The sequence below is a fragment of the Streptomyces sp. NPDC026062 genome, from assembly GCF_055568375.1.
In genome coordinates this window covers 1-21,252 of record NZ_JBVHOQ010000073.1, presented here as the reverse complement: position 1 = coordinate 21,252, position 21,252 = coordinate 1, and the positions used below count along the sequence as shown (strand labels likewise).

Below are 21,252 nucleotides of genomic sequence, written 5' to 3'. Positions count from 1 at the left end.
AGGGCGGACGAACTCCCACTCGGCATCCGACAGTTCATGGCGACGTATCACCCGACCATGATCCACCACACAAGATCATTTGACGACAGAACCTAAGGGCAGTCGGTGGGGTCGCAGGCCTCCGCTCTGCCTTCCGGACCGCCCTCCTGCCCGTCCTGTGACCGTGGCCTCCGGTACCTCGGCAGCGGGCCGGGGGCCAGTTCGGGCAGAGTGCCGCGCCAGAAGCGTTCCAGAACCTGGGAAACCACCTGAGCCTCGCCGCGTTGACGGGCCAGCATCTGGATTCCCACCGTGATCGCGACGACGCAGACAACGATGTCGTCGACCGCGGCGCCCGGCGCGAGGCTTCCGTCGCGCCGGGCGTCCTCCAGCAACCTCACCAAAAGGCAGGAGAGCCGGCCGCGCAGGACCGGCTCTCCCCCCTCGGCACGGTCGCAGCTGACCTGGAACCCGGCCCGCACGACCACGTCATCGGTCAGCGCGCGGGCGAGTTCGCGGGTCGTCTCGACCACTGCGGTGAGAGCGGGAGTCGCCCGGCACGTCTGAGCGGCCGCCATCCCGTCCAACGCCCTTGCCGCCTCCTGCTCCAGGGCGGAGGCCAGTGCGTTCTTGTCGGCGAAGTGGAAGTAGATCGCACCCTTGGAGAGGCCCGCCTCGACGCTCACCCTGGTGATGGTCGCGGCGGTCAGACCGTGCCGGTCGACGACCCTTGCCGTGGCGCGCAGGATGGCTTCGCGTGAACGGATGGCGCGTTGCTGTCGTACCACCAGAGGTCACTTTTCTCCTCTGTCGAGCCCGTCGGGCGGATGAATCGTGAGAGGCGGCGAGGGGGGGCCGGGGGACGTGGCGGGCGGAGCCGCCAGTACGGCCGCGCCGATCAGCAGCACCCCTCCGAGTACGACCGCCCAGAGGTGCGGCGGCGGTTGGCCCATCAGCGGCCCGAGGACGAGCGACCCGAGTACCTGTCCTCCCACCATGCCGAGCCCCGCGGCCAGTACACCGATCCGGCGCACGGTCAGCACGGCGGACAGCACCACCACACAGCCGAGCAGGCCACCCGTGTAGTGCCACGAGGGGCCGGAGCGGGGTTCGGGCAGCCGGTCGAGTACCGCCAGTATCCCGGCGGCGGCGAGCATCAGCGCGCTGCCGGTGGCGAAGCTGAGGAGGACCGCGGGGTACGGGTGCCGCCCGGCGGCCTCGTCCACCCGGCCGTTCACCGCCATCTGCCAGGACAGCGCGCAGCCCGCGAGGAAGGGCAGGGCAGCGAGCGCCAGTGTGCGTCCGGCGTCCGGTGCGGCCAGCACCGGAAGGGCCACCGCGCACACGGAGAGCACTCCGCCGACCAGTCGGCGCCGGGTTGCCGGGTGCGCGGCACCCGGGCCCAGGCCGAGATGGTCGACGAGCACCCCGCACAGCGTCTGGCCGGAGACGAGTGCGAGCGTGTACGAGGCCGGGCCGAGCGGCGCCGCGGTCAGCGCCTGGGTAAGGATCATGCTGCCACCGGCGATGCCGCCGAGGCAGTGCCAGGGGCGCAGACTGCCGGAACGCAATGCGCCGCGCAGGGAGGCGAACGCCGACCGCGGCGCCGTCAGGAAGACCGCCGCGACGGCCACGACGGCCAGACTGAGCATGTTCGACCAGGTTGCCGCGGCCACGGATCCGGCGTGCTCCCCGAGTCTGCCGTTGACCACGGACTCCAGGGCAAGCGCGACGCCTCCGGCGACGGCCCCGGCCAGCGGCAGGGCGGCGGACCTGGTGACACCGGACACGTGCTCCGGTTCGCCCGGTGGCCGGGGTCGTGGCACAGAGGCGTTCTCGGGGATCCAGCTGAGTGGTGTACGCGACAACGGCATGGGCGCTCCGGTGGGGGGATCGGCAGGCGGCTCGGTGGTGTCCGGCCGAGCGAGGTCGGACACCGCTTGGGGGGTGTCGGCAGGCCGGCCGGGTGCCGGGGCCGGCCTGCACCCGGTGGCAGTACTCCGGGGGGCAGCGCGGTGCCCGCCGCCCCGGTACCCCGCTCAGGCGGTTGGGAAGGCATCGATCGTCCGCAGAATGTCGTGGCGGGATACGTCACAGTGAGTGATCATGCGGACGCCGGTGTCCGTCGGCAATGTGAGGATGCCGTCGCGTCCGAGCCGGGCGACGGTGCCGGCCGGGTCGTCGACGGGCACCATGACGATGTTGGTCTGCGGGGTTGCGGTCTTCCATCCCCGGTCGGCGAGGCCGGCCGCGAGCAGCCGGGCGTGTTCGTGATCGACGGCCAGTCGGTCCCGGCGCTCCAGGGCCACCAGTCCGGCCGCCGCCAGGACTCCGCCCTGCCGGACACCGCCCCCGAGCATCTTGCGGACCCGACGGGCCTGACGCACGAACTCCGTGCTTCCCGCCAGCACCGAACCCACCGGCGCGCCGAGCCCTTTGCTCAGGCAGACCTGGACGGTGTCGGCGCCCTCGGCCAGCACGGCCGGTGCCACGCCGAGTGCGGAGGCGGCGTTCCACAGGCGGGCGCCGTCGAGATGGACCAGCAGCCCGGAGTCGTGGGCGACCGCGACCAGGCGGCGGTGCTGCCGCGGAGTGGTGACCGTGCCGCCGGCTGCGCCATGGGTGTTCTCCAGGCACAACAACCGGTCCCGCAGGGCGAAATACGGTCCGCCGGGGGCGACGGCCCTGCTGATGTCGGAGGGCTCCGGCACCCCGGGGTCGGCCGTCCAGGGCAGAGCACGGGGCATGCCTCCGGCCAGCCAGGCGGCCGTACCGGCTTCGAGATCGAGAATGTGAGCGCGGTCCGGGGCGAGGAAACGGTCTCCTCGTTCGAGGTGTACGCACAGGGCGATCAGGTTGCCCATCGATCCGCTGGGCACCCACAGCGCGTCCTCGGTGCCGAGGAGCCCGGAGACCTTCACCTCCAGCGCCCGCATGGTGGGATCTCCGTCGAGGACGTCGTCGCCGACCTCGGCACGGGCCATGGCCTCGCGCATCCGCGTGTCCGGCCGGGTGACGGTGTCGGAGCGCAGGTCGACCGGCGGTCCGACGGGGGGAACAGTCATGAAGGCCTCCGGGAGGGGTGTTCGGCACTGGTGACGACCGGGCCGGCTACTTGGGGCGGGCGACGCGGTACCGGGTCATCAGGAGGGCGGCGACCACGCTGAATCCGGCACCGATGAACATCACCGCGGAGGGTCCGGACGTGTCGACGAACCGCCCGCCGACCAGCGCGCCGAGCGCGATGGAGACGTTGAAGGCGCAGATGTACAACGAGGTCGCGGCTTCGGGGGCCTGCGGGGCGCTGGCGAAGACGAGGGTCTGCAGGCAGACCGGCAGCGCGGTGTACGCGATGCCCCACACGAGCAGCAGGACGACCGTTCCTGGGTGCCACTCGCCGTTGACCACCAGCAGGACGACGGCCGCGGCAAGCAGCAGGATGCAGGTGAGCGTGGTGGTGCGCAGTGCGCGCGCTGCGGCCGCGCCGCCTCCGAAGTTGCCGATGATGCCGGCCACGCCGTACAGGAGCAGCAGGGCGCTGACCCAGTGGGCCGGGATGCCCGCGTCCTGTTCGAGGAAGGGCGCGACGTAGGTGTAGGCGGCGAAATGGCCGATCACCATGGCCGTGGTGACGAGGGTGGCGATCCGGAGATTGCTGTCCCTCAGCAGCCGGGGCAGTTCGGCCAGGCGCACTACGGTGCGTGGTTCGAGGCGTGGCACGAGCAGCACCGCCGCCGTCAGGATCAGGATGCCTATCCCCGAGATCACCCAGAACGCGGTACGCCAGTCGGACTGGCCGATGAAGGTACCGAAGGGCACGCCGGCGACGGACGCGATGGAGATGCCGCTGAAGACGACCGCGGTGGCCCTGACGGCCTGTTCCTTGGGCACCAGACGGATGGCGATGCTCGCGGCGATCGACCACATCACGCCGTGTGCGAAGCCCGTCAGCAGCCGCGAGACCATGAGGACGGCGTACGAGGACGACAGTGCGGTGAACGCGTTGCCCGCGATGAAGATGGCGAGGACCAGCAGGAGCAGCACGCGGCGGTCGAGCCTGCGGGTCGCCGCGGTCAGCACCGGTGCGAAGAGGCCCGCGATGGCGCCGTACAGGGTCACCGACAGGCCGACGGATCCCTCCGAGACACCGAGGTCACGGCTCATGGCAGGGAGCAGTCCGATCGGGACCATCTCGGTGGTGGTGAAGGCGAAGACGCCCATGCCCACGGCGACCACAGCGAGCCAGTTGCGGACGGAGCCGGGGGGAGCCGGGGAGTTGGCCGGTGGGTTGGCCGGGCGGTCGGGACCGTCCGGGTCGGTCAGGGGGGCCTTGTCCGTGTCCGGGCGGGAGGGCAGCGAGGGCGTCACAGGTTTCTCCGGGTCGGGCTGGTGTGATGGTGGTGACCGGGTGAGGTGGCGGACAGCGATTCCGCCGCCCGCTGGAAGGGTCCGATCGGGGGAAGGAACAGGACGGCGCCGGCGTGCCCGCCGTCGCGCAGCGTCGCGCCGAGGTGGATGGCGGGGACGATCCCGGTCTCCGCGACGCGCGTCACGTCGATGCCGCACGGCGCGCCGCGGTAGGCGAGGGCGGGAATGCGGTACTCGGGGTGCTCCCGCAGGGTGATGCGGTACATGCGTTCGGTGAGGCGGATCATGTCGGCCGGCGTGCCGGCGGAGTGGTCCTGCAGGGGCATGGCGGCAGCGGCGGCCATGCCGCCGAGGCCGATCGTCTCCGTGATCAGGCTTTCCCCGCCCACGTACGCCAGGTCGTCCGTGGTCCAGCCGTCGTAGAGGCGGCCGCGCAGGGTGGACACCGGCGGGAGCGGGGCGGTGAACCAGCGGTCGCCGAGGCCGGACACCCGTAACCCGAACTGCTTGCCGTTGAGGTTCATCGCGGTGACCAGCGTGCTGCCGGTGATGCCGGAGGCGCTGTCTGCCGCGGCCTTGGCCGCCGCCATCACGAGGTGCAGGAACAGGTACTCGGCCGAGCGCAGATAGGTGGCCAGCGCCCGGTGGTGCGGCGCGACCCCGCTCGTGGACAGGTCGAGGAGCGCGTCCAGGACGACGGTCCGCAGCAGTGCGCCGGACGCCTTGTGCCGGCTGTGCAGATCGTCGCCCATGGCCAGGGCCCGGCGGACGAGCGGGGTGAGCGGCAGCCCTCCCAGGTGCTCCAGGACCTCGGCGAGTGCGGGCGAGACGACCTCGGAAACGTGTCGCAGCCGGTTGCCGACCCCTTCGTCCCAGACTCCGAAGGTGAGCGAGGCCCGGTCGGCGCCTTCGTTCATCCGGCAGAACGCACGCCGTCCGGAGGCCTCGTCACGGACGACGACGACGGGCATCGACGCGGTGCACACACCGGTGAGCGATCCGACCGTGGCGTGGTCGTGGGAGGCCCGCACCTCGATCGTGCCGTCGGCGAGCAGCGCTTCGGCCTCGGCCGTGTTCCGGGCGAGGCCCTCGTAGAGGACGGCGCCGATGACGGCCCGGCGCTGCCCGCCTCCGTACTCCTCCCACAGCATGGGAGGACCGGAGACGAGGACTGTCCGGGGCGTCATACCGGGGACGACCTCACCGGCGGGGGCCACGGTCTCCAGGACGGGGCGGGAGTCGGTGAGGCGGGCCACGGCCCGGGCGTTGGCCGCGTCGCGCGCCGTGGCCCCGGTGCCCGTGCCGGGGGCTGCGGTGGGGTGAGCGGTCACCGAACTGCCTCTTCGGTCGCGGCGGTCGACGGCTCCAGCGTGTGGATCGTCGTGATCGCGGTCGCCTCGGCCACGGCCTTGTCGAGATCCGCGTCGAGGGGGCCGTCCAGGACGACGGAGACCGACCGGCCCTGGGAGTCGGTCTGGTCACCGAGCAGGTCGCCGCGACGGCGGCTCACCAGGACCGCGTGTCCTCGGGGCGGTGCGTCGCCCGGGAGCGGCGGCAGGTCCGGCCACCGGCCCTGTTCACTGACCCAGTGGACGGGTACGTCCCTTGTCGTCACATCGGCGAGCAGCCCCCGGGGGTGGTCGAGGTAGACCTGCCTGGCGCGGCGGCGCGGCGGCGCGGTGGCGGGCTCGGCGCCGAGCGCGAGGTCCAGCAGGGCGGCGTCCAGGTCCATGCCCGTGGCCAGGCGCCACAGCCGGGTGATGGCGTCGCCCGGCGGGCGGGCCGCTGCCTCCATCAGGATCACCCGCTCCTGCGCCGTCAGTCTGAACTCGGCGTGGCACATGCCGGTGCCGAACCGGACGGCCCGCAGAAACTCGGTGTTGGCCCGGAGCAGCAGCTCCTCCTGGGCCGGGGTGAGGCCGGGCGCGGGAGATGTGTGACCGGTTTCGGTGAAGAAGGACGTGCCGGATTCGTTGGTGTCCTTCGCGGTGATGCCGGCCCAGAGCACCTCGCCGTCCCGGACCAGCGTCTCGACGGAGTACTCGCGGCCGACGATCCGTTCCTCCAGGAGAAGCAGCTCGTCGGGTCCGTAGTGGGGCAGGAGCGGGGGTACGGCACCCGGCCCGTGGACCGCCCGTACGCCCGAACTGGACATCCGCGACGCAGGTTTGAGGACGGCGGGGAACACGTCCCAGCCGTCCGTCGGCCGCGTCCGGCCCGGCTGGAGCAGGGTCCAGCGGGGCGCGAGACCGGGGGCGGCCATGCGCTGGAGCACCTTGTTGCGGCAGATCAGCGCCGCGTGCGTGCCGGGGCCGGGCAGCCCCAGCGTCTGGGCGAGGGCTCCGGCGGCCTCCACGAACACCTCGCCGACGTTCAGGACCGCACGCACGGTCCGGTCGCACAGCCAGGGGGTGACGCCGTGCAGCAGGGTCTCCAGCGAGGTGTCCGCGACATGCCGGACGTCTTCGTCGGGAATACGGGAGAGCGGGTGCTCCGGGTCGCTGCGATGCCAGGCAAGCTCCGCGGCGGGGGTTTCGGGCCCGAAGACGAACAGCGGTGTCAGGCCGCGCTGTCCGGCCGCTTCCAGCAGGCGCAGATGCTTGGCGAGCACGACCAGGTCGGTGATGACTATGACGACGGGCCTGGGACGGTCGGTGGCGGTCGCCGCGAATGGCGCGCCGCTGTCGCGGTAGGCGGTCATGGCTTCCCTCGGTCGGGGCGGGGCGCAGCCGTGGCTGCGCCCCGCACGCTGGTGGGTCAGGCGGCGAGGCGCTCGGCGGGCACGGTCAGTTCGTGGACCCGGTCGCCCTCGCGGGTCCGCAGCACGACCCTGGGGTCCGGGCCGTCGGGGAAGACCTGGAAGGTGCGTTCCTCGCTCCAGCCCGCGAGGCGGTATTCGTTGTCGCCGAGGTGCACGGGCGCGAAGACACGGTCACCGGACAGCCGGAGCATCATCCGGTCTCCGTCCTCGGCCAGCGTCGCGGTCTCCTGGGGCTGGTCGGCGGAGAGCGGGGTGAAGTCCTCCCACAGATGGAACGTGGCGGGGAGGGAGAAGCGGGTGGTGCCCAGTCGGCGACGCTCGTCGGCGGTCTGCGGGCTCTCCTGACGGTTGAACAGGACTTCGCCCTCGCTGAAGTACTCCTGCCAGGTCTCCGGGAAGAGGGAGGCCAGGCCGGGGGTGACCAGGACATCGATGACCAGGTGCACGCGGTGCTCACTTCCGCTGTTCTGCACGCGGTGGGTGCGGCTGAAGTCGCCGAACCAGAAGTCCCCCGGCTGCCAGCGGTGTTCGACACCGTCGAGAACGAGCACGGCGTCGGGGTTGGTGACGACCGGCACGTGCAGCCGGCCGACACCCCAGCGCGGCCCGTACTTGGGGTCGGTGTGGTCCATACCGACGGTATCGGGGCCGAGCGCCATGAACCGGACGGCATGCAGCGGGGCCGGGATCGACTCCAGCACTTCGCGGACGTACGGGATCCGGTCGAGCCACACGGTGTCCGCGAAGCGCAGCGGGCCGGGGCCGCCCGGGTCCGTGCGGTCGCCGGCGCCACCGGGACTGCGCAGGGCGAGGCAACGCCAGTCCACATCGGTTGCGGCGCCGACGCCGTCCTCGGTGTAGACGCGTTGCTGGTCCCAGGAGTGCTCACGGACAGAGGTGAGTTCGCGCAGCAGTCGGGCAGCGTCGAACGTGGGTCTGAGCTTGACTCCTTCGGCGGGCATGGACGGTGCGCCCAGGAGTGTCGTGGAAGAGGGCATGAGAGTCACCTTCGCGGGCGTGCGGGTACGGTCGGGTGGAGGTGTGTTGCGGTGTCGGCTCAGGCGTGGGCGACTGCGGGCGCCTCGTGGGCGACGCTGCCCTCCTGGAGCTGGTGCCAGCGCTCCAGCATGTAGAGCGTCCACAGCGCGTAGCTGTGCGCCGGACGGAACTCGCGGACCGTGGAGCGCAGCACGTCCGGGCGGAAGTAGCCGCGTTCCAGCGAGGCTTCGGACAGCAGGGTGTCGGTGATGGTGGAGCGCAGCTCCGTGCCGAGCCAGCTTTCCAGGGGCACGGCGAGTTCCTGCTTGCGGCGCTCCAGGACCTGCCGCGGCAGGTAGCGGGCGGCCACCCGCTTGAGCGGGGCCTTCTCCTGCCCGCCGACGAGTTTGCGGGCGGCGGGGATACGGGTGACGTAGTCGATGAGCCGGTGGTCGAGCAGCGGGCTGCGGGGTTCGACGGAGTGGGCCATGGACATGCGGTCGATCTTCACCAACTGTGCGTCCGACAGCCAGAATCCGCTGTCGACCTGCATGGCCCGGTCGAGGTCCGGCGTCGAGGGATCGGTGCGGCCGAAGCGGGCCCTGAGGTGGTTGTGCGGGTGTCCTGGGATCCGCGTGGCGAAGTCGGCCGAGTACAGCTCGTCCTTGAGCACGTGGGGCACACCGTCCACGAGGACACGTTCGTAGCGGTCGGCGAGATCACCGCCGCCGGTCAGGTCGCGCAGGCGCTGGTAGCGACCGTATCCGCAGAAGATCTCGTCGGCTCCGTCGCCGGTCAGCACCACGGTGACGTGCTGCCTTGCCAGCTTGTACATGCAGGATGCCGCGATGGCGGACGGGAACGCGTAGGGCTCGCCCATGTGGGTGAGGATGGTGTCGACGGCCTCCTTCGCGTCCTGGGCGCCGATCCGGTACACGTGGTGGTGGGTACCGCAGTGATCGGCCACGGCCCGGGCGTGCACCGACTCGTCGAATGCGGCGTGCTCGAAGCCGACGGAGAAGGTGTGGATGGGCCGGCCCAGCTGCCGGGTCGCCATGGCGACCACCAGACTGGAGTCGAGGCCGCCGCTGAGCATCGCGCCGAGTGGCACCTCCGACTCCAGCCGGTCCCGCACGGCCTGCTGGAGCAGTGCGTCGATCCGGTCGTCGATCTCGTCCGCAGGCGTGTCGGTCAACTCGGCGGTGAAGTCGAACTGCCAGTATGTGCGCCTGCGTTCGGGACGGCCTGCCTCGAACACCAGCGTCGTCGCCGGCTCCAGCCTGCGGACCTGCCGGTAGATGGTGTGCGGCGCGGGAACGACCCGGTAGCTGAGGTACTGGTCGATGGCGAGGGGATCGGTGTCCCGGCTGATGCCGGGGTGCAGCATCAGAGCGGGCAGCTCCGAGGCGAACGCCACCGAGTCGCCGGTCGGCCTGGTGTAGAACAGCGGCTTCTTGCCGACCCGGTCGGTGGCCAGGACGAGTCGTCGGTGACGGATGTCGTAGAGGGCGACGGCGAACATACCGTGGAGCCGCTCGACGAAACTCTCACCCAGTTCCTGATACAGGTGCGGCAGTACCTGTGCGTCGCTGCCCCCGCGCACCGGACGGCCCCGGGAGGCCAGGAAGTCGCGCAGTTCCTTGTGGTTGTAGATCTCGCCGTTGAGGACGCAGACTACGGTTCCGTCGTCGCTGTGGACGGGCTGGGACCCGTCGTGCAGGCCGATGATCTTCAGTCTGCACATCGCCAGGGCGGCGTCCGCCGTGGCGAAGGTCCCCGTCTCGTCGGGGCCTCGGTGTGCCATGGCCGCGCAGGCGGCGGACGCGTAGGGAGAGTGGACGGGAGCGTGTCCGAGGGACACCGTTCCGGCGATTCCGCACACTGTTCAGCCCTCTTTCAGGTCGAGACGGCGCTTGGCGTGGCCGGATCTGAGTCCGTCCAGGGGAACGGCCTTCACACGGACCGGTCCGACGAGGCCGGATGCGATCATCTGCGCGACGTCGGGGGCCAGTCGGTCGACGGCTGCCCGGACCGCGGCGATCCGGTCGTCGCCGACCTGGTCCGCCACGACGCTGATGACCAGACCGTCCTCGTCGGACGCCTCGAAGGGGCGGCCGGGGAAGTTCTCGGCCATGATCTGGGCGAGGTCGTGGTTGCTGATCCGCTCGCCGTGCTTGAAGTCTCCGGCGAGGCGCCCGTCGATGCGCTCGAACGCGAACACCTCGCGGCCGTGGTGGCGGATGCGGTGCAGACCGGTGACGGCATCACCGGTGACGTAGCGGACCGCGGGGAAGTAGCCGCGCGCGAGGGACGTGAGCAGGAGGGCCCCGCTTCCTTCCTGGCGGGACAGGATCCGGTCGTCCTCGGTGAGGTGGGCCAGCTCCTCGGGAGGAACCACCTCCGGGACGATGTGGTCGTGGAAGTGGTAGAGGCCGGTCTCCGCGCACGAGTGGGCGATGGCCCCGACCTCGATGGAACCGAACACGTCCATGACGTCCTCGGCGCGCAGCCCGAACCGGCCGGCGATGTGGTCGCGCCAGGCGACGGGCGCGACATCGCCGACGACCATGATCTTCTGCGGGCGGATGTCCAGGCCGGGACGGGCCTGGAGCAGCTTGTCGAGGATCATCGGCATCGTGAAGAGGATGTCGGGGCGCCAGGTGTTGAGCTTCTCCACGTGCTCGTCCACGGGCCGGGTGAAGTCGATGTCGTGGGCGTTGAAGCCGAGTTCGAGGAAGACGCGGCGAGCGGAGGCCGCGGCGTGGCCGGTGCCGAGGTCGGCCACGGCAACGGAGCCGTGCGGTACGGATCGGGTGAACTCCCCGAAGAGCTGGCGGCGATGGGCCACGTAGGCGTCGTCGTCGGCGGGTGAGTAGAGGATTCTCTTGCGCTGTCCGCCGGAGGTTCCCGAGGTGTGGTAGGCCGACGCGCCCGGCAGCTGCGGGTGTTCCGCGGTGTAGTAGTGCGCGCCGAGGAGGCCGGTGCCGATGACCGGCAGTCCGGACAGGTCGCCGGAACCCAGGACGCCGCGGCGCAGGAGCAGTTCGCGGTACCAGGGGAAGCGCTGGGCGTGGCCGGCTGCGAGGGCGGCCAGCTCCGCTTCTCGCGCGGGGGCGTGGGGCCATGTGGTGACGGTACTGAGAGGCATGACGGGGCCTTTCTTCGGGCGAAGGAGGAGAGCGTGCGGGCGTCAGTTCCAGCGCTGTGTCTCACCGAAGAAGCCGGGCACGGAGACCGCGAGGCCCTTGTCCACTGCCTGCTGGTAGAGGCGCTGTCCCACCGCGAGGTCGAGGATGCCGAGCCCGAAGGGTGAGAAGATGCGCGGCCGGTCCGTCGCCGGAGTGATCTCGCCGCGCAGCACCTGTGCGAGGGTGCCGTCGATGAAGTCGCGGTTTCCGAGCTGCTGTTCGGCCAGGTGGGGCGAAGTGTTGGCGGTCAGGCAGTGGTCGACGTCGTCGAGGATGTTCTGCGCGCCGGCCACGACGTCCGGCCCGAGGTCCCGCAGCGAGATGTTGAGGACGGTCTGGCCCGGGGCGAAGGCGTCCGCCCCGGTGACCCAGGGCTCGGGCGCCGTGGTGGCGAAGACCACGATGTCGGCGTCGGCCGCTGCCCTCTCGTAGGAATCCTCCTGCTCGGCCCGGTAACCGAGTTCACCGATGCGGCGGGTGAGGGCGGAGGCGTAGGAGGCGTCCCGGTCATGGACGACGAAGCTGTCCACCGACCACGACTGCGCGGCGAAGAACTCGGCGATGTTGCGCGCGATGACCCCGGAGCCCACCAGGCATATCCGGTTCGCCGTCGGTCCGCCGGCCAGTTCCTGTGCCCCCAGGACGGCGGAGGCGGCGGTGCGGGCGGAGCTGATCTGGGACGCCTCCAGGCAGGCGAAGGGGTAGCCCGTCTCGTAGTCGTTGAGGAGCAGCGTGGCCGAAGCGCGCGGGATGTTGCGCTCGATGTTGCGGGGGTAGCTGGCGATCCACTTGATTCCGGAGACGCCGTAGTCGCCTCCGAGGTGGGCGGGGAGTGCGATGATGCGGGCATCCGGCTTGTCCGGGAAACGCAGGAAGTAGCTGTTGGGGTTGACGGAGTCACCGTCGTGGTGGGTGAGGTAGGCGGAGCGTACCGTGTCGACGATGTCGGGGCGGGAGTCGTCGATGAGGGTGCGCAGCACCGCGCCGCCCACCACGTGGAAGTCGAACATGCGGGATTCCTCGTCTCGTTTCTGGTCCGAACGGGTACGTCGTGCGTCGCTCTGCGGGCAGACGGCCGGTCACACGGCGACGGGACGTCTGCCGGGATTTCCGAGAACGTCCGTTCCGAAGGTGTCGGTCACCCACTCGTCGTCGTAGATCGTCCTGACGTAGCGGTCTCCCATGTCCGGGGACAGCGCCACGACACGTGAGCCTGCGGGAATCCGGTCGGTGATCGTCTCCAGCGCGGCGAGCACGGATCCCGTGGATCCCCCGAGCGGCAGCCCTCGTTCACGTGCCAGGCGGCGGCACATGCGGACGGCGTCGCTCTCGTCCACCAGGACGACCTCGTCCACCTGGTCGGGCCGGCACAGTTCGGGGCGGCGGCTGGTGCCGAGGCCGGGAATGTGACGGGGGCCGGGCGGGCCGCCGAAGGTCACCGATCCGACGGTGTCCACCGCGACGATCTTCGTCCACGGAGAGAACGTCCGGAAGTGCCGTGTGCAGCCCATGAGCGTGCCGGTGGTGCCCGCGCCCACCACCAGGACGTCGACGTGCCCGATGTTCTTCAGGATGGAGGTGGCGGTACGCCGCGCATGGGCCTGCGCGTTGGCGGGGTTGGCGTACTGATTGAGCCACACCAGACCCGGGTCGGCCTCGATCATCTCGTGGATGTGGGCGATCCGGGTGCCCAGATAGCCGCCGTTGTGGTCCCGCCGCGTCACTTGGACGACCTCGGCCCCGAGAGCACGGATGAGAGCGAGGCTCTGCGGGGAGACGTTCGGGTCGGTCACACAGGTGAAGTGGTATCCGCAGGAGGCGGCGATCACGGAGAGGGCTATGCCGAGACTGCCGGAGGACGACTCCACGATCCGGCCGCCGGGCCAGAGCACACCTTTGCGTTCGGCGTCGTCGACCATGCCGAGCGCGGATTTGAGTTTGACCGACCCGGCCGGGTTCATGCCTTCCAGCTTCAGGAAGAGATGGCTGCCCGGCAGGACGTCGTCGACTTCGAGGAAGACCTCGTCGGTGACGATGTCACAGGCACGCTGGTAGATCATCGGTCCTCCTGCGGGCCGGTCGGCGTTGCGCGAGGGGCGCCGTCGCCGCCAGCACTCCGGTGGTTCGCCGGGAGAGCGGCCAGACGGCGGAGGAAGAGCGCTTCGGCGTGGGCCAGCGAGGCGATCTCGCGGGGGCTCACGCTCTCGTCGGTGCCGTGGATGTTGGACGGGGGATCCTCGACGCCGCACAGCAGGATCTCCGCGTCCGGGTAGAGCGACCGCAAGGCGGAGCAGACGGCGATCGAGCCACCGGCCCCCACTTCACGGACAGGGACACCGAAGGCGTCCCGCAGGGCGTCACGCATCACGCCGTGGGCGTCTCCCCCGGTATCGGCGAGGAACGACGGACCGCTGGTGACACGCCGGATCTCCAGGTGCGCGCCCCAGGGGACCTGGTCCCGCAGATGCCCGGCCAGTGCCTCGTGCGCGCCGGACACATCCGTGCCCGGCGTCGTGCGCACACTGATCAGCGCCTTGGCCGAGGGCAGCAGCGCGGGTACGGCGCTGTCGAGGGGCGGGGACTGTACGGCCAGGACGGTGACCGCCGGCAGGTTCCACAGCCGGTCGGCGACGCTGCCCGCGCCGATGAGCTCGACGCCGTCCAGGAATCCGGCGTCGGCGCGGAGGTCTCCCTCGGCGTACTCCGCGCGGTCCCCGCCGTCTTCGGCGCCCGGTGCCCGCGTGGGAGCCAGGCCGGGGACCCGGGTCGTGCCCGTGCTGTCGTGCAGCGTTCCCAGGAGGCGGATGAGAGCGGTCATCGCGTCAGGGACGGGCCCGCCGAACTGGCCCGAGTGCAGCGTCTTGGACAGTGTGGAGAGACTGATCTCCACGACGGCCATGCCCCGCAGCGAGGTGGTGAGGGTCGGTACACCGGAGGCGACGTTTCCGGTGTCGGCGACGACGATCACATCGGGCTCGACCACCAGACCGGGGTGGGCGCGCAGCAGCTTCTCCAGGCCTCCGTCGCCGGGTTCCTCGCAGCCGTCCACCAGGACCATCAGATCGAGGTCCGGCACGGACTCACCGGGCCGGTTCTCCTGGAGGGCCCGCAGCGCCGTGAGGTGCATGACGATGTTGCCCTTGCAGTCCGCGCTGCCGCGGCCGTACCAGCGTCCGTCACGTTCGGTCAGCTCGAACGGGGCTGTGCGCCAAGCGGTTTCGTCCTGGGCGGAGACGACGTCGTAGTGGGCGTAGAGCACCACGGAGGGTGCGCCGGGCGACCCGGGACGGCGGGCGTAGACCGTCTCGGGGCCGTCTCCGGTGGAGAGCAGGCGAGTTTCGGGAAAGCCGGCGTCCGCGAGCAGATCGGCGATCCGGCGGGCGGCACGGCGGAACTGGTCCGGGGGCGAGGCCCCGACGACGGTGCGCAGCGCGACCAGTTCCGCGAGGTCGTCACGGGCTCTGGGGATCAGCGAGCGCACTGTCTCGGCTGAGAGAGGTGCAGGCATGGTGGTCTCCGGCGTGCGGGCGCGGTCGCTCAGACAGCGGCGGGTGAGGGTGCGAGCAGCGGAGCCAGCTCCGCGAGAACTTGACGGACGACTTCCTGTCCGGCCCTGAGCTGGGCGCCGTTCGTGCTGGCACCCAGGTGAGGGATCCCGAGAACGTTCGGCAGGCGCAGCAGCGGCGCCGGGCCGGGAGGCTCGGTGGTGAAGACGTCGAGCGCGGCACCGGCCAGGAGGCCTTCCCTCAGCGCCCGTTCCAGAGCGGCCTCGTCGACGATGCCTCCCCGTGCGGCGTTGATCAGGTATGCGGTGGGCCGCATCAGAGAGAGTTCCCGGGCCCCGATGAGGCCCGTGGTCTCCGGAGTCCTTGGCAGGTGAAGGGTGACGACGTCGCTGGTGGCGAGCAGTTCGTCGAGCCCGACGGACCGGACGCCGCTGTCGGCGGGGACGGCGTACGGGTCGTGCACGAGGATCTGCATGTCGAAGGCGGCCAGCCGTCGTGCGACCTGCCGGCCGACTCGGCCGTTCCCCACAATGCCCGCGGTACGGCCTGCGAGTTCCACGCCCGTGAAGTCGGACCGGCGCCACTGCCCCGCCTCCAGCGAGCGGGCTGCGGACTTGACGTGGCGGACCAGGGCGAGCATGAGCCCGACGGTGAGCTCGGCCACGCTCACGGTGTTGGAGTCGGGGGCGTTCACCACGGTGATGCCACGAGCCGCGGCGGTGGCGGTGTCGACGTTGTCCAGGCCGACGCCCGCTCGCGCGACGACACGCAACCGGGGCGCGTGGCCGAGCGCTTCGGCGTCGACCTTCGTACCGCTGCGCACGATCAGGGCGTCCGCGTCGGACAGGGCGGCGAACAGGGCGGCACGGTCGCGGCCGTCGACCTGGCGGACCTCGCACGCGGCTTTGAGCGGGACGACGGCGTCGTCCGGAAGTACGTCACTCACGATCACGATCGGTGTGGACACAGAGCTCTCCCTTGGGGAGGTGAGGGGACACAGCCGAACTCAATAAGCCGAACGATTGGTTTATTTCCAAAAGCCTAACGTTCGGTTTGTTTTACGGGAAGAGGCGTGCGCATGTGTCCTGCGTCACCTCCCGCCGCAGCTGTGCGGCGGGAGGTGACGCGGGATCAGAAGAGCTGTTGGCGGTACCAGGCCGCGTGGGCGGTCAGGCCTGCCGAGAGTCCGGCCTCGGGCGTCCGGTCCTGGTCCCCCATGGCTCCGAGCCGGGTCGCGTCCAGCCAGTGGTCGACACCGAACAGGTCCAGGAGGTGGCCGTCGCAGCCGGCGGCGGCCAGCTCCTGCCGAGCGTGCTCGAAGGACTGGTCACCGCCTACGAGCGGGAAGCCGAGGTGACGGTGGGCCGCCGCGACCAGCTCCCGCAGGCTGACGGGGCCGGACGGACAGGCGTGGAATACGCCGGCCGCTCTCCTGGCCCGGCTGGTGACGGCCATGCGGGAAAGGGACGCGGCGAGGCTGCCGACCTCGGTGAGCGAGAGCAGCGCGGCGCCGCGTTCGGGCAATCCCGAGGGCAGGGCGCGCAGCATGCGCAGCAGAGCCGGCATCACCCACCGGTCGCCTGTGCCGTACACGAGATACGGGCGCAGGACAGCACCGCCCGCCTCCAGGACGAAGCGCTCGCCCCGGAGGCGGCTGCGGCTGGTCGGCGAGACCGGACGCGGCTCCATGGCTCCTTCGGCCAGGTCGCGGAAGGGGCCGCCGTACACGGCAGCGGTGCCCAGCTGAACGAACCGGTCAACACCGGCCCGCCTCGCCTCCCGTACGAGGCCGCGTGTGCCGTCGACGTTCACGGCGACGCACCGGTCCTCGTCCTTGCCGATGTACGAGGCCAGATGCAGCACAGCGTCCACGTCCTGGCAGATGCCGCGCAGGGACGCGGGGTCCGAGAGGTCTCCGTCGACGACCTCGGCGTACCGCCCCGCCTCGACGGATCGCTCGTGGACCAGTACACGCACACGCACGCCCGCGGAGCTCAGCAGGGGAACGACCGTGCCGCCGATAAATCCCGAGCCGCCGGTGACCAGGAGGCGTGGGCGATTCACCGCGATCCGCCCGAGGGCGCCGACGCGTCGTGGACCGTCAGGACGCACTCGTAGGCGACGACGCCGTTCTGTTCGGCCGCCACCCGCACCTCGTGCGGACCGGAGCCTCCCGGCGGGTCCGGCAAGCAGGCGCGGAAGAGGCACGGGGCGTCGAACTCCACGTACCGGTGGAAGCGGTTGGACATCGAGGCCGCCAGAATCGCGCCCGGGCCGGCGAGACTCTGGGCCACCTGTCTCGCCCCCTCCAGCAGGAGCATTCCCGGCACATGGTCCGTCGGGTGGTCGAAGAGTGTCGGGTGCGCCCAGTTGACGCGCAGCGGCCAGACCTTCCCGGACCGGTCCCCCGCGCCCCCGCCCTCCAGCGGCCGGCCGAGTACGACGTCGGCCTCGACGACCCTGCCCACCTCGTGCGGTGGCAGGGGTTCCGGCTGGACGGGCATGCGGACGGGCACCTCGGCGTACGCACCCCGCAGCTTGCGGTAGACGGAACCACGCATGCAGTTGATCACCATCCGGGCGCGCCCCATCTCCGTCGCGCCGCGGCTGAGTAAGACGTCCATGGTCATCCCCGCGAGCCGGTTCGCGTGCAGCACCACGTTCTTGCATTCGATGGCGAGTTCGACGTCGACCGGACGGTCGTCGAGGAGAAGGGCGTCCGGGTCGAGATCCGTGCTCAGTTCCGTCATCAGGGTCGGGTGGTCCCGGGGCAGGTCGTAGAAGACATGACTGACCAGAGAAGACGCCTGACGGATACTTTCGGCGGCGAGCAGGGGATCATGCCAGCGATCATTGATCGGGCTGTAGAAGCCGTGCCCGCGCGACCACTGGGCGCCCACCTTGAAACGGTGCGCTCCCAGACGTATCCAGTGGTCGGTCAGCAGCACTTCGCCTATGGCCCGACGGTGCACCAGGTCGCGTGATGCTGTTCGCTCAAAGGTGAGAGGACATACAGGCTCGGCGGGGAGGACGTGCGTAGAGGTGAGAACAACCGACATTTCACGACTCCTGTCTGCGTTGCATCCCCCAGGCGGCACTCGATGGCCGCTGGACACGACTTACAATACTTAACGTACGGTTTGTTTTTGGCTCATTGCAGCAGCCTCACCACAAGACCGAAATCTTCAGGAAGCGAGGACGCAACACGATGACGCGACAGGAACGGGCGATCGAAACGCGACGGAGGCTGCTGATGGGGGCCGCCGAGGTCTTCGACGAGCGCGGCTACGCGGCCGCGAGCATCAACGAGATCCAGGAGCGCAGCGGCATCACGAAGGGAGCCATGTACTTCCACTTCAAGTCGAAGGAGGAGATCGCGAAGGGGGTGATGACCGCTCAGACCGAGGTTCCGATCGAGGTACGCGACTCCGCCGCGTCGCCGATGCAGCAGGTCATCGACTTCACACACGAGCTGGCCCACCGGCTGCGCACGGATGTCCTGTTCCGCGCGAGCATACGTCTCACCGTGGAACAGAGGATGTTCCAGCCGGACGACTCCGGCATGTACAACTGGTGGCTGCGCGCCTTCGCCCTTGATCTGGCACGTGCCCAGGGTGCCTCGGAACTCCGTGAGGGGCTGGTACCCGAGGACGTGGCAGCCAGCGTGGTGGGCTCCTTCACCGGCATCCAGATCCTCTCCTACGTCACGTCCGGGCACCGTGATCTCCACCAGCGTCTGAGCCACTGGTGGCAGCAGATGCTCCCCGGCATCGCGACGCCGGAGGCCGCGGCCAGAGCCGTCCCCGCCGGATCCCAGAGGTTCGACCAGGCCTGACCCGCTCGCCCCTGGCCCCGGCCCCGGCCCGCAGACGGGCCCTCCGGTCTCAGGTCCCTCCGGACAGGGCCCCCGAGCAGTCGTGCCGGCCGCGGAAGAACCAGTGGACGAGGCTCCCGGTCCGCCCGACGCACTCCGCGACATACGCGTCAGGCACCTGCCTCGGGAAGTCCGGGTACGACGTCCACGACGGCAGCCGGCGTAGCTCCCCCGGGATACAGGGAAACTCCGGCGCCGGCGCGGTCCCAGTGGTCAGTGCTCCCGTGCGGGGAGCCGGGCGAGGCCGGTCTCGCGCATGATGCGGTCGACCGTGTCGGCCAGGATGCTGTCGGCGTCGACAACGGTCTCGATCCCGCCGGGCAGGAGATCGAGCGGCCGGTACCACTCGCGCAGTTGGTCCTCGCCGACCTCCTCCGCGATCGGTTTGGTCGCATGTCTGGCCAGGGTCTGGCGGAAGGGGACGTCCAGGTAGTAGCAGTGGGTGTGGCCCCGGTGGTCGGCGCGCAACTGTTGGAGCATCTGTCCGTAACGGTCCGCGTAGAGAATGCCTTCGAGGATGACGTGATACCCGGCATCGAGGCTGTAGCGTGCCACGGTGTCAATGAGGCCGATGTTCGCGCCGCCGGGGCGGTCGCGTTCACGCAGGACGACCCTTCGAAGGTTGTCCTGACCGACCAGGGCCAAGCCACGGCCGAACCGCTCCCGGATCCCGGCCGCGACCGACGACTTGCCCGCAGCACTGTTTCCGCGCAGAAGAACGAGCCTGGTCTCCGAAGCACCCACCATCATTCGCACCACACTACCGGCCGCCCCTGTTGCATCGAGGGACGGCTGCCGGGCCTGTGATGCGCATAGCGTGCCCAGCAAGGCTCCTGCCAGGCTTGGCTGATGGCGGATCACGCTCTGCACCGGTGCCGTGAGGCAGGCGCTCGCACGCTGTTACGGCTATCGGCTACCGGCTCTTGCGGGGGGCGGGGATCCGTGGCAGCAGCTCCCACAGCGGACGTCCGGTGCCGGCCCAGGTGGCGAGGGTTCGCCGGTCGGCCAGGTGCATGCGCAGTTGCGCGGCGAGTGGCTCGCATCGGGCGGAGAAGCGGCCGTTGGTGACGACCAGGACGATGTCCGCGCCGTACAGCTGGCGGGCGGTTCCGTTGACTCGCTGGAGGTCGGGGGTGCCGACGGCTGCGCCACGATCACCGTCCCTGCGGTGTTTGCACTGGATGACCCAGGAGCGGCCGAGGGGGTCGGTGGCGAGGACGTCGGCGCCGTTGTCGCCGGCGCCGCCGATCTGGCGGGCGTCGGTGCATCCGTCACGGCGCATCAGGTCGCGTACGGCGTACTCGAAATCGCGGTGGTGCAGGGTGTCCAGCTGCCCCAGTTCGTAGCGCAGGGCCCGCTGTTGCACTCGGTCCCACTTCTGCCGTTGCTGGTGGCGGTGGGCCCACCACGTTGCGCCCACTGTCGCGGCGGCCCCCAGAGCGACCAGGATCCACCAGTGGTCCAGGAGCCACGAGATCACGGCCCATGCCACTGCGGCGATCAGGATGCCGACGCCGAGCTGGGTCATCCAAGTGTCGTGCCTGCGTTGTCGGCGGGGGCGGGTACCACGTCGGCGCGTCGTGATTCGGCGTATGGAGCGGCGGGGTGCGGGGCGGCGTTGTGGGCGGCGGTTGGCCATCGGGGCGGCTCCGGGGGTGTCAGCGGCTGGAGTCGGTGATGCCGGAGGCCAGTTGGCCCACGAAGCCGAGGATTCCTTCACCGACCGGGGTCGGTGCGATGACAATGCCCAGAGCGAGCACGATGATCACAGTGAGTTTCTCGTCCTTCCGGCTGCGGGCCTCTGTGCGTCGGCGCAGCCGCAGGAGAACGATGACAGCAAGGAGCACTCCTACGTTGATCGTCAGCATTCCGCGCCTGTCCCTGGATCTTCCTCGGTTGTTCCTGCCCCTCTGTGTATCCGCAAAGCACCCCGTCGCGCCTCCCTGTCACTGAATGATGACGCAAAGTGACTGTTTGGCCGGATCGTGCGCCCCGAACCGCCAGTGTGCCGGAGTAGCGGTGAGGTGCTTGCTGGCCGGGGCTTGGACATTGAAGGCTGGTTCACCGGCGGACCGCGTCAAGGGGGGTCCCGATGGCCCGTCTGCGCCACCACCTCCAGCGCGGTCGGCGATCGGTCGAGCCTGCCGCGGAGTCGGGCCGGGTGCCGCAGCGGTCAGTAGTCGACACCGTCACGGACCAGAGGGCAGGTCATGCAGTGACCGCCTCCTCGTCCTCTGCCGAGTTCGGCACCGGCGATGGTGATGACGTCGATACCAGCCTTGCGCAGGAGGGCGTTCGTATGCGTATTGCGGTCGTAGGCGATGACGGGCCTTGGGCCTTGATCCAAGGCCGGGTAGTTAACGTTTTCGCAGTTCATGCAAGGGGTGTTGGGGTCCACGTTGTGGCGGCGTAGAGGCCGGGGCCGAGTTTGTGGATGAGGCCGGTCTCGGCCCATCTGGAGAGCTGCCGATACATGGTCTCCATGGTGATGTCGCCGAAGTGTGAAGCGATGTCACGTGGGCGCCAGAGGCGGGTGGGGTCTTCCTCGAGCAGGCCAAGGATCCGGTGGCGGCGGCGGTCAGCGGGGGCGGTGTTCCG

20 protein-coding genes and 1 pseudogene are annotated in these 21,252 nt (G+C 70.3%); 1 reads left to right on the top strand and 20 read right to left on the bottom strand.

Features of this window, described 5'->3' with window-relative positions:
* Positions 1 to 92: 92 nt before the first annotated feature.
* The 15 genes from ACZ4LX_RS36615 to ACZ4LX_RS36545 all read right to left on the bottom strand — a co-directional run bounded on the left by ACZ4LX_RS36615 (position 93) and on the right by ACZ4LX_RS36545 (position 17,839).
* Positions 93 to 767, bottom strand: a complete 675-nt coding sequence (locus ACZ4LX_RS36615) for a ScbR family autoregulator-binding transcription factor (RefSeq protein ID WP_467651389.1) — start codon at positions 765 to 767, stop codon at positions 93 to 95.
* A gap of 6 nt (positions 768 to 773) precedes the next feature.
* Positions 774 to 1,769, bottom strand: coding sequence for a DMT family transporter (locus ACZ4LX_RS36610; RefSeq protein WP_467651390.1), 996 nt, complete (start codon positions 1,767 to 1,769; stop codon positions 774 to 776).
* Between the two features lie 249 nt (positions 1,770 to 2,018).
* Entirely contained in the window at positions 2,019 to 3,044 is a 1,026-nt protein-coding gene (locus tag ACZ4LX_RS36605) for a GntG family PLP-dependent aldolase (RefSeq protein WP_467651391.1), read from the bottom strand.
* A gap of 46 nt (positions 3,045 to 3,090) precedes the next feature.
* Positions 3,091 to 4,347: an MFS transporter gene (locus ACZ4LX_RS36600; protein ID WP_467651392.1), complete on the bottom strand. Its 1,257-nt coding sequence runs from the start codon at positions 4,345 to 4,347 to the stop codon at positions 3,091 to 3,093.
* Positions 4,344 to 5,678 carry a YlbE family protein gene (locus ACZ4LX_RS36595; RefSeq protein WP_467651393.1) on the bottom strand — a complete coding sequence of 445 codons (1,335 nt, stop codon included), beginning with the start codon at positions 5,676 to 5,678 and terminating at the stop codon, positions 4,344 to 4,346. The genes ACZ4LX_RS36600 and ACZ4LX_RS36595 overlap by 4 nt, the downstream gene beginning before the upstream one ends.
* Positions 5,675 to 7,048, bottom strand: a complete 1,374-nt coding sequence (locus tag ACZ4LX_RS36590) for an ATP-grasp domain-containing protein (RefSeq protein ID WP_467651394.1) — start codon at positions 7,046 to 7,048, stop codon at positions 5,675 to 5,677. The genes ACZ4LX_RS36595 and ACZ4LX_RS36590 overlap by 4 nt, the downstream gene beginning before the upstream one ends.
* Before the next feature lie 56 nt (positions 7,049 to 7,104).
* Positions 7,105 to 8,106: an aspartyl/asparaginyl beta-hydroxylase domain-containing protein gene (locus tag ACZ4LX_RS36585; RefSeq protein ID WP_467651395.1), complete on the bottom strand. Its 1,002-nt coding sequence runs from the start codon at positions 8,104 to 8,106 to the stop codon at positions 7,105 to 7,107.
* Between the two features lie 59 nt (positions 8,107 to 8,165).
* Complete coding sequence (gene asnB, locus ACZ4LX_RS36580; protein WP_467651396.1) at positions 8,166 to 9,968, bottom strand: asparagine synthase (glutamine-hydrolyzing); 1,803 nt, start codon at positions 9,966 to 9,968, stop codon at positions 8,166 to 8,168.
* 3 nt (positions 9,969 to 9,971) lie between these two features.
* Entirely contained in the window at positions 9,972 to 11,234 is a 1,263-nt protein-coding gene (locus ACZ4LX_RS36575; protein WP_467651397.1) for a phenylacetate--CoA ligase family protein, read from the bottom strand.
* Between the two features lie 42 nt (positions 11,235 to 11,276).
* Positions 11,277 to 12,284, bottom strand: a complete 1,008-nt coding sequence (sbnB, locus tag ACZ4LX_RS36570) for a 2,3-diaminopropionate biosynthesis protein SbnB (RefSeq protein ID WP_467651398.1) — start codon at positions 12,282 to 12,284, stop codon at positions 11,277 to 11,279.
* A gap of 69 nt (positions 12,285 to 12,353) precedes the next feature.
* Positions 12,354 to 13,334, bottom strand: coding sequence for a 2,3-diaminopropionate biosynthesis protein SbnA (gene sbnA, locus ACZ4LX_RS36565; protein WP_467651399.1), 981 nt, complete (start codon positions 13,332 to 13,334; stop codon positions 12,354 to 12,356).
* The gene (locus tag ACZ4LX_RS36560) at positions 13,331 to 14,782 is read right to left on the bottom strand and encodes a M20/M25/M40 family metallo-hydrolase (RefSeq protein ID WP_467651400.1); all 1,452 of its coding nucleotides are present in this window, start codon (positions 14,780 to 14,782) and stop codon (positions 13,331 to 13,333) included. Before ACZ4LX_RS36560 ends, sbnA begins: the two co-directional genes overlap by 4 nt.
* Positions 14,783 to 14,811: 29 nt before the next feature.
* Positions 14,812 to 15,747, bottom strand: a complete 936-nt coding sequence (locus ACZ4LX_RS36555) for a hydroxyacid dehydrogenase (protein WP_467651401.1) — start codon at positions 15,745 to 15,747, stop codon at positions 14,812 to 14,814.
* Between the two features lie 164 nt (positions 15,748 to 15,911).
* Entirely contained in the window at positions 15,912 to 16,844 is a 933-nt protein-coding gene (locus ACZ4LX_RS36550; protein ID WP_467651402.1) for an NAD-dependent epimerase/dehydratase family protein, read from the bottom strand.
* Positions 16,841 to 17,839 carry a ScbA/BarX family gamma-butyrolactone biosynthesis protein gene (locus ACZ4LX_RS36545; protein WP_467651403.1) on the bottom strand — a complete coding sequence of 333 codons (999 nt, stop codon included), beginning with the start codon at positions 17,837 to 17,839 and terminating at the stop codon, positions 16,841 to 16,843. Before ACZ4LX_RS36545 ends, ACZ4LX_RS36550 begins: the two co-directional genes overlap by 4 nt.
* A gap of 149 nt (positions 17,840 to 17,988) precedes the next feature.
* Here ACZ4LX_RS36545 and ACZ4LX_RS36540 point away from each other — a divergent pair, with 149 nt between their 5' ends.
* Positions 17,989 to 18,615, top strand: a complete 627-nt coding sequence (locus ACZ4LX_RS36540; RefSeq protein WP_467651404.1) for a ScbR family autoregulator-binding transcription factor — start codon at positions 17,989 to 17,991, stop codon at positions 18,613 to 18,615.
* Between the two features lie 252 nt (positions 18,616 to 18,867).
* Here ACZ4LX_RS36540 and ACZ4LX_RS36535 read toward each other — a convergent pair whose 3' ends face one another.
* The 5 genes and pseudogenes from ACZ4LX_RS36535 to ACZ4LX_RS36515 all read right to left on the bottom strand — a co-directional run.
* Positions 18,868 to 19,401: a P-loop NTPase family protein gene (locus ACZ4LX_RS36535; RefSeq protein ID WP_467651408.1), complete on the bottom strand. Its 534-nt coding sequence runs from the start codon at positions 19,399 to 19,401 to the stop codon at positions 18,868 to 18,870.
* Positions 19,402 to 19,567: 166 nt separating this feature from the next.
* Positions 19,568 to 20,182, bottom strand: a complete 615-nt coding sequence (locus ACZ4LX_RS36530; RefSeq protein ID WP_467651405.1) for a restriction endonuclease — start codon at positions 20,180 to 20,182, stop codon at positions 19,568 to 19,570.
* Between the two features lie 130 nt (positions 20,183 to 20,312).
* The gene (locus ACZ4LX_RS36525) at positions 20,313 to 20,522 is read right to left on the bottom strand and encodes a hypothetical protein (RefSeq protein WP_467651406.1); all 210 of its coding nucleotides are present in this window, start codon (positions 20,520 to 20,522) and stop codon (positions 20,313 to 20,315) included.
* A 305-nt stretch (positions 20,523 to 20,827) separates the two neighbouring features.
* Positions 20,828 to 20,989 (bottom strand): annotated as a pseudogene (locus ACZ4LX_RS36520) (arginine deiminase family protein); the annotation flags it as partial.
* 38 nt (positions 20,990 to 21,027) lie between these two features.
* Positions 21,028 to 21,252: hypothetical protein (locus tag ACZ4LX_RS36515; protein ID WP_467651407.1), on the bottom strand; the 225-nt coding region annotated here is incomplete at its 5' end.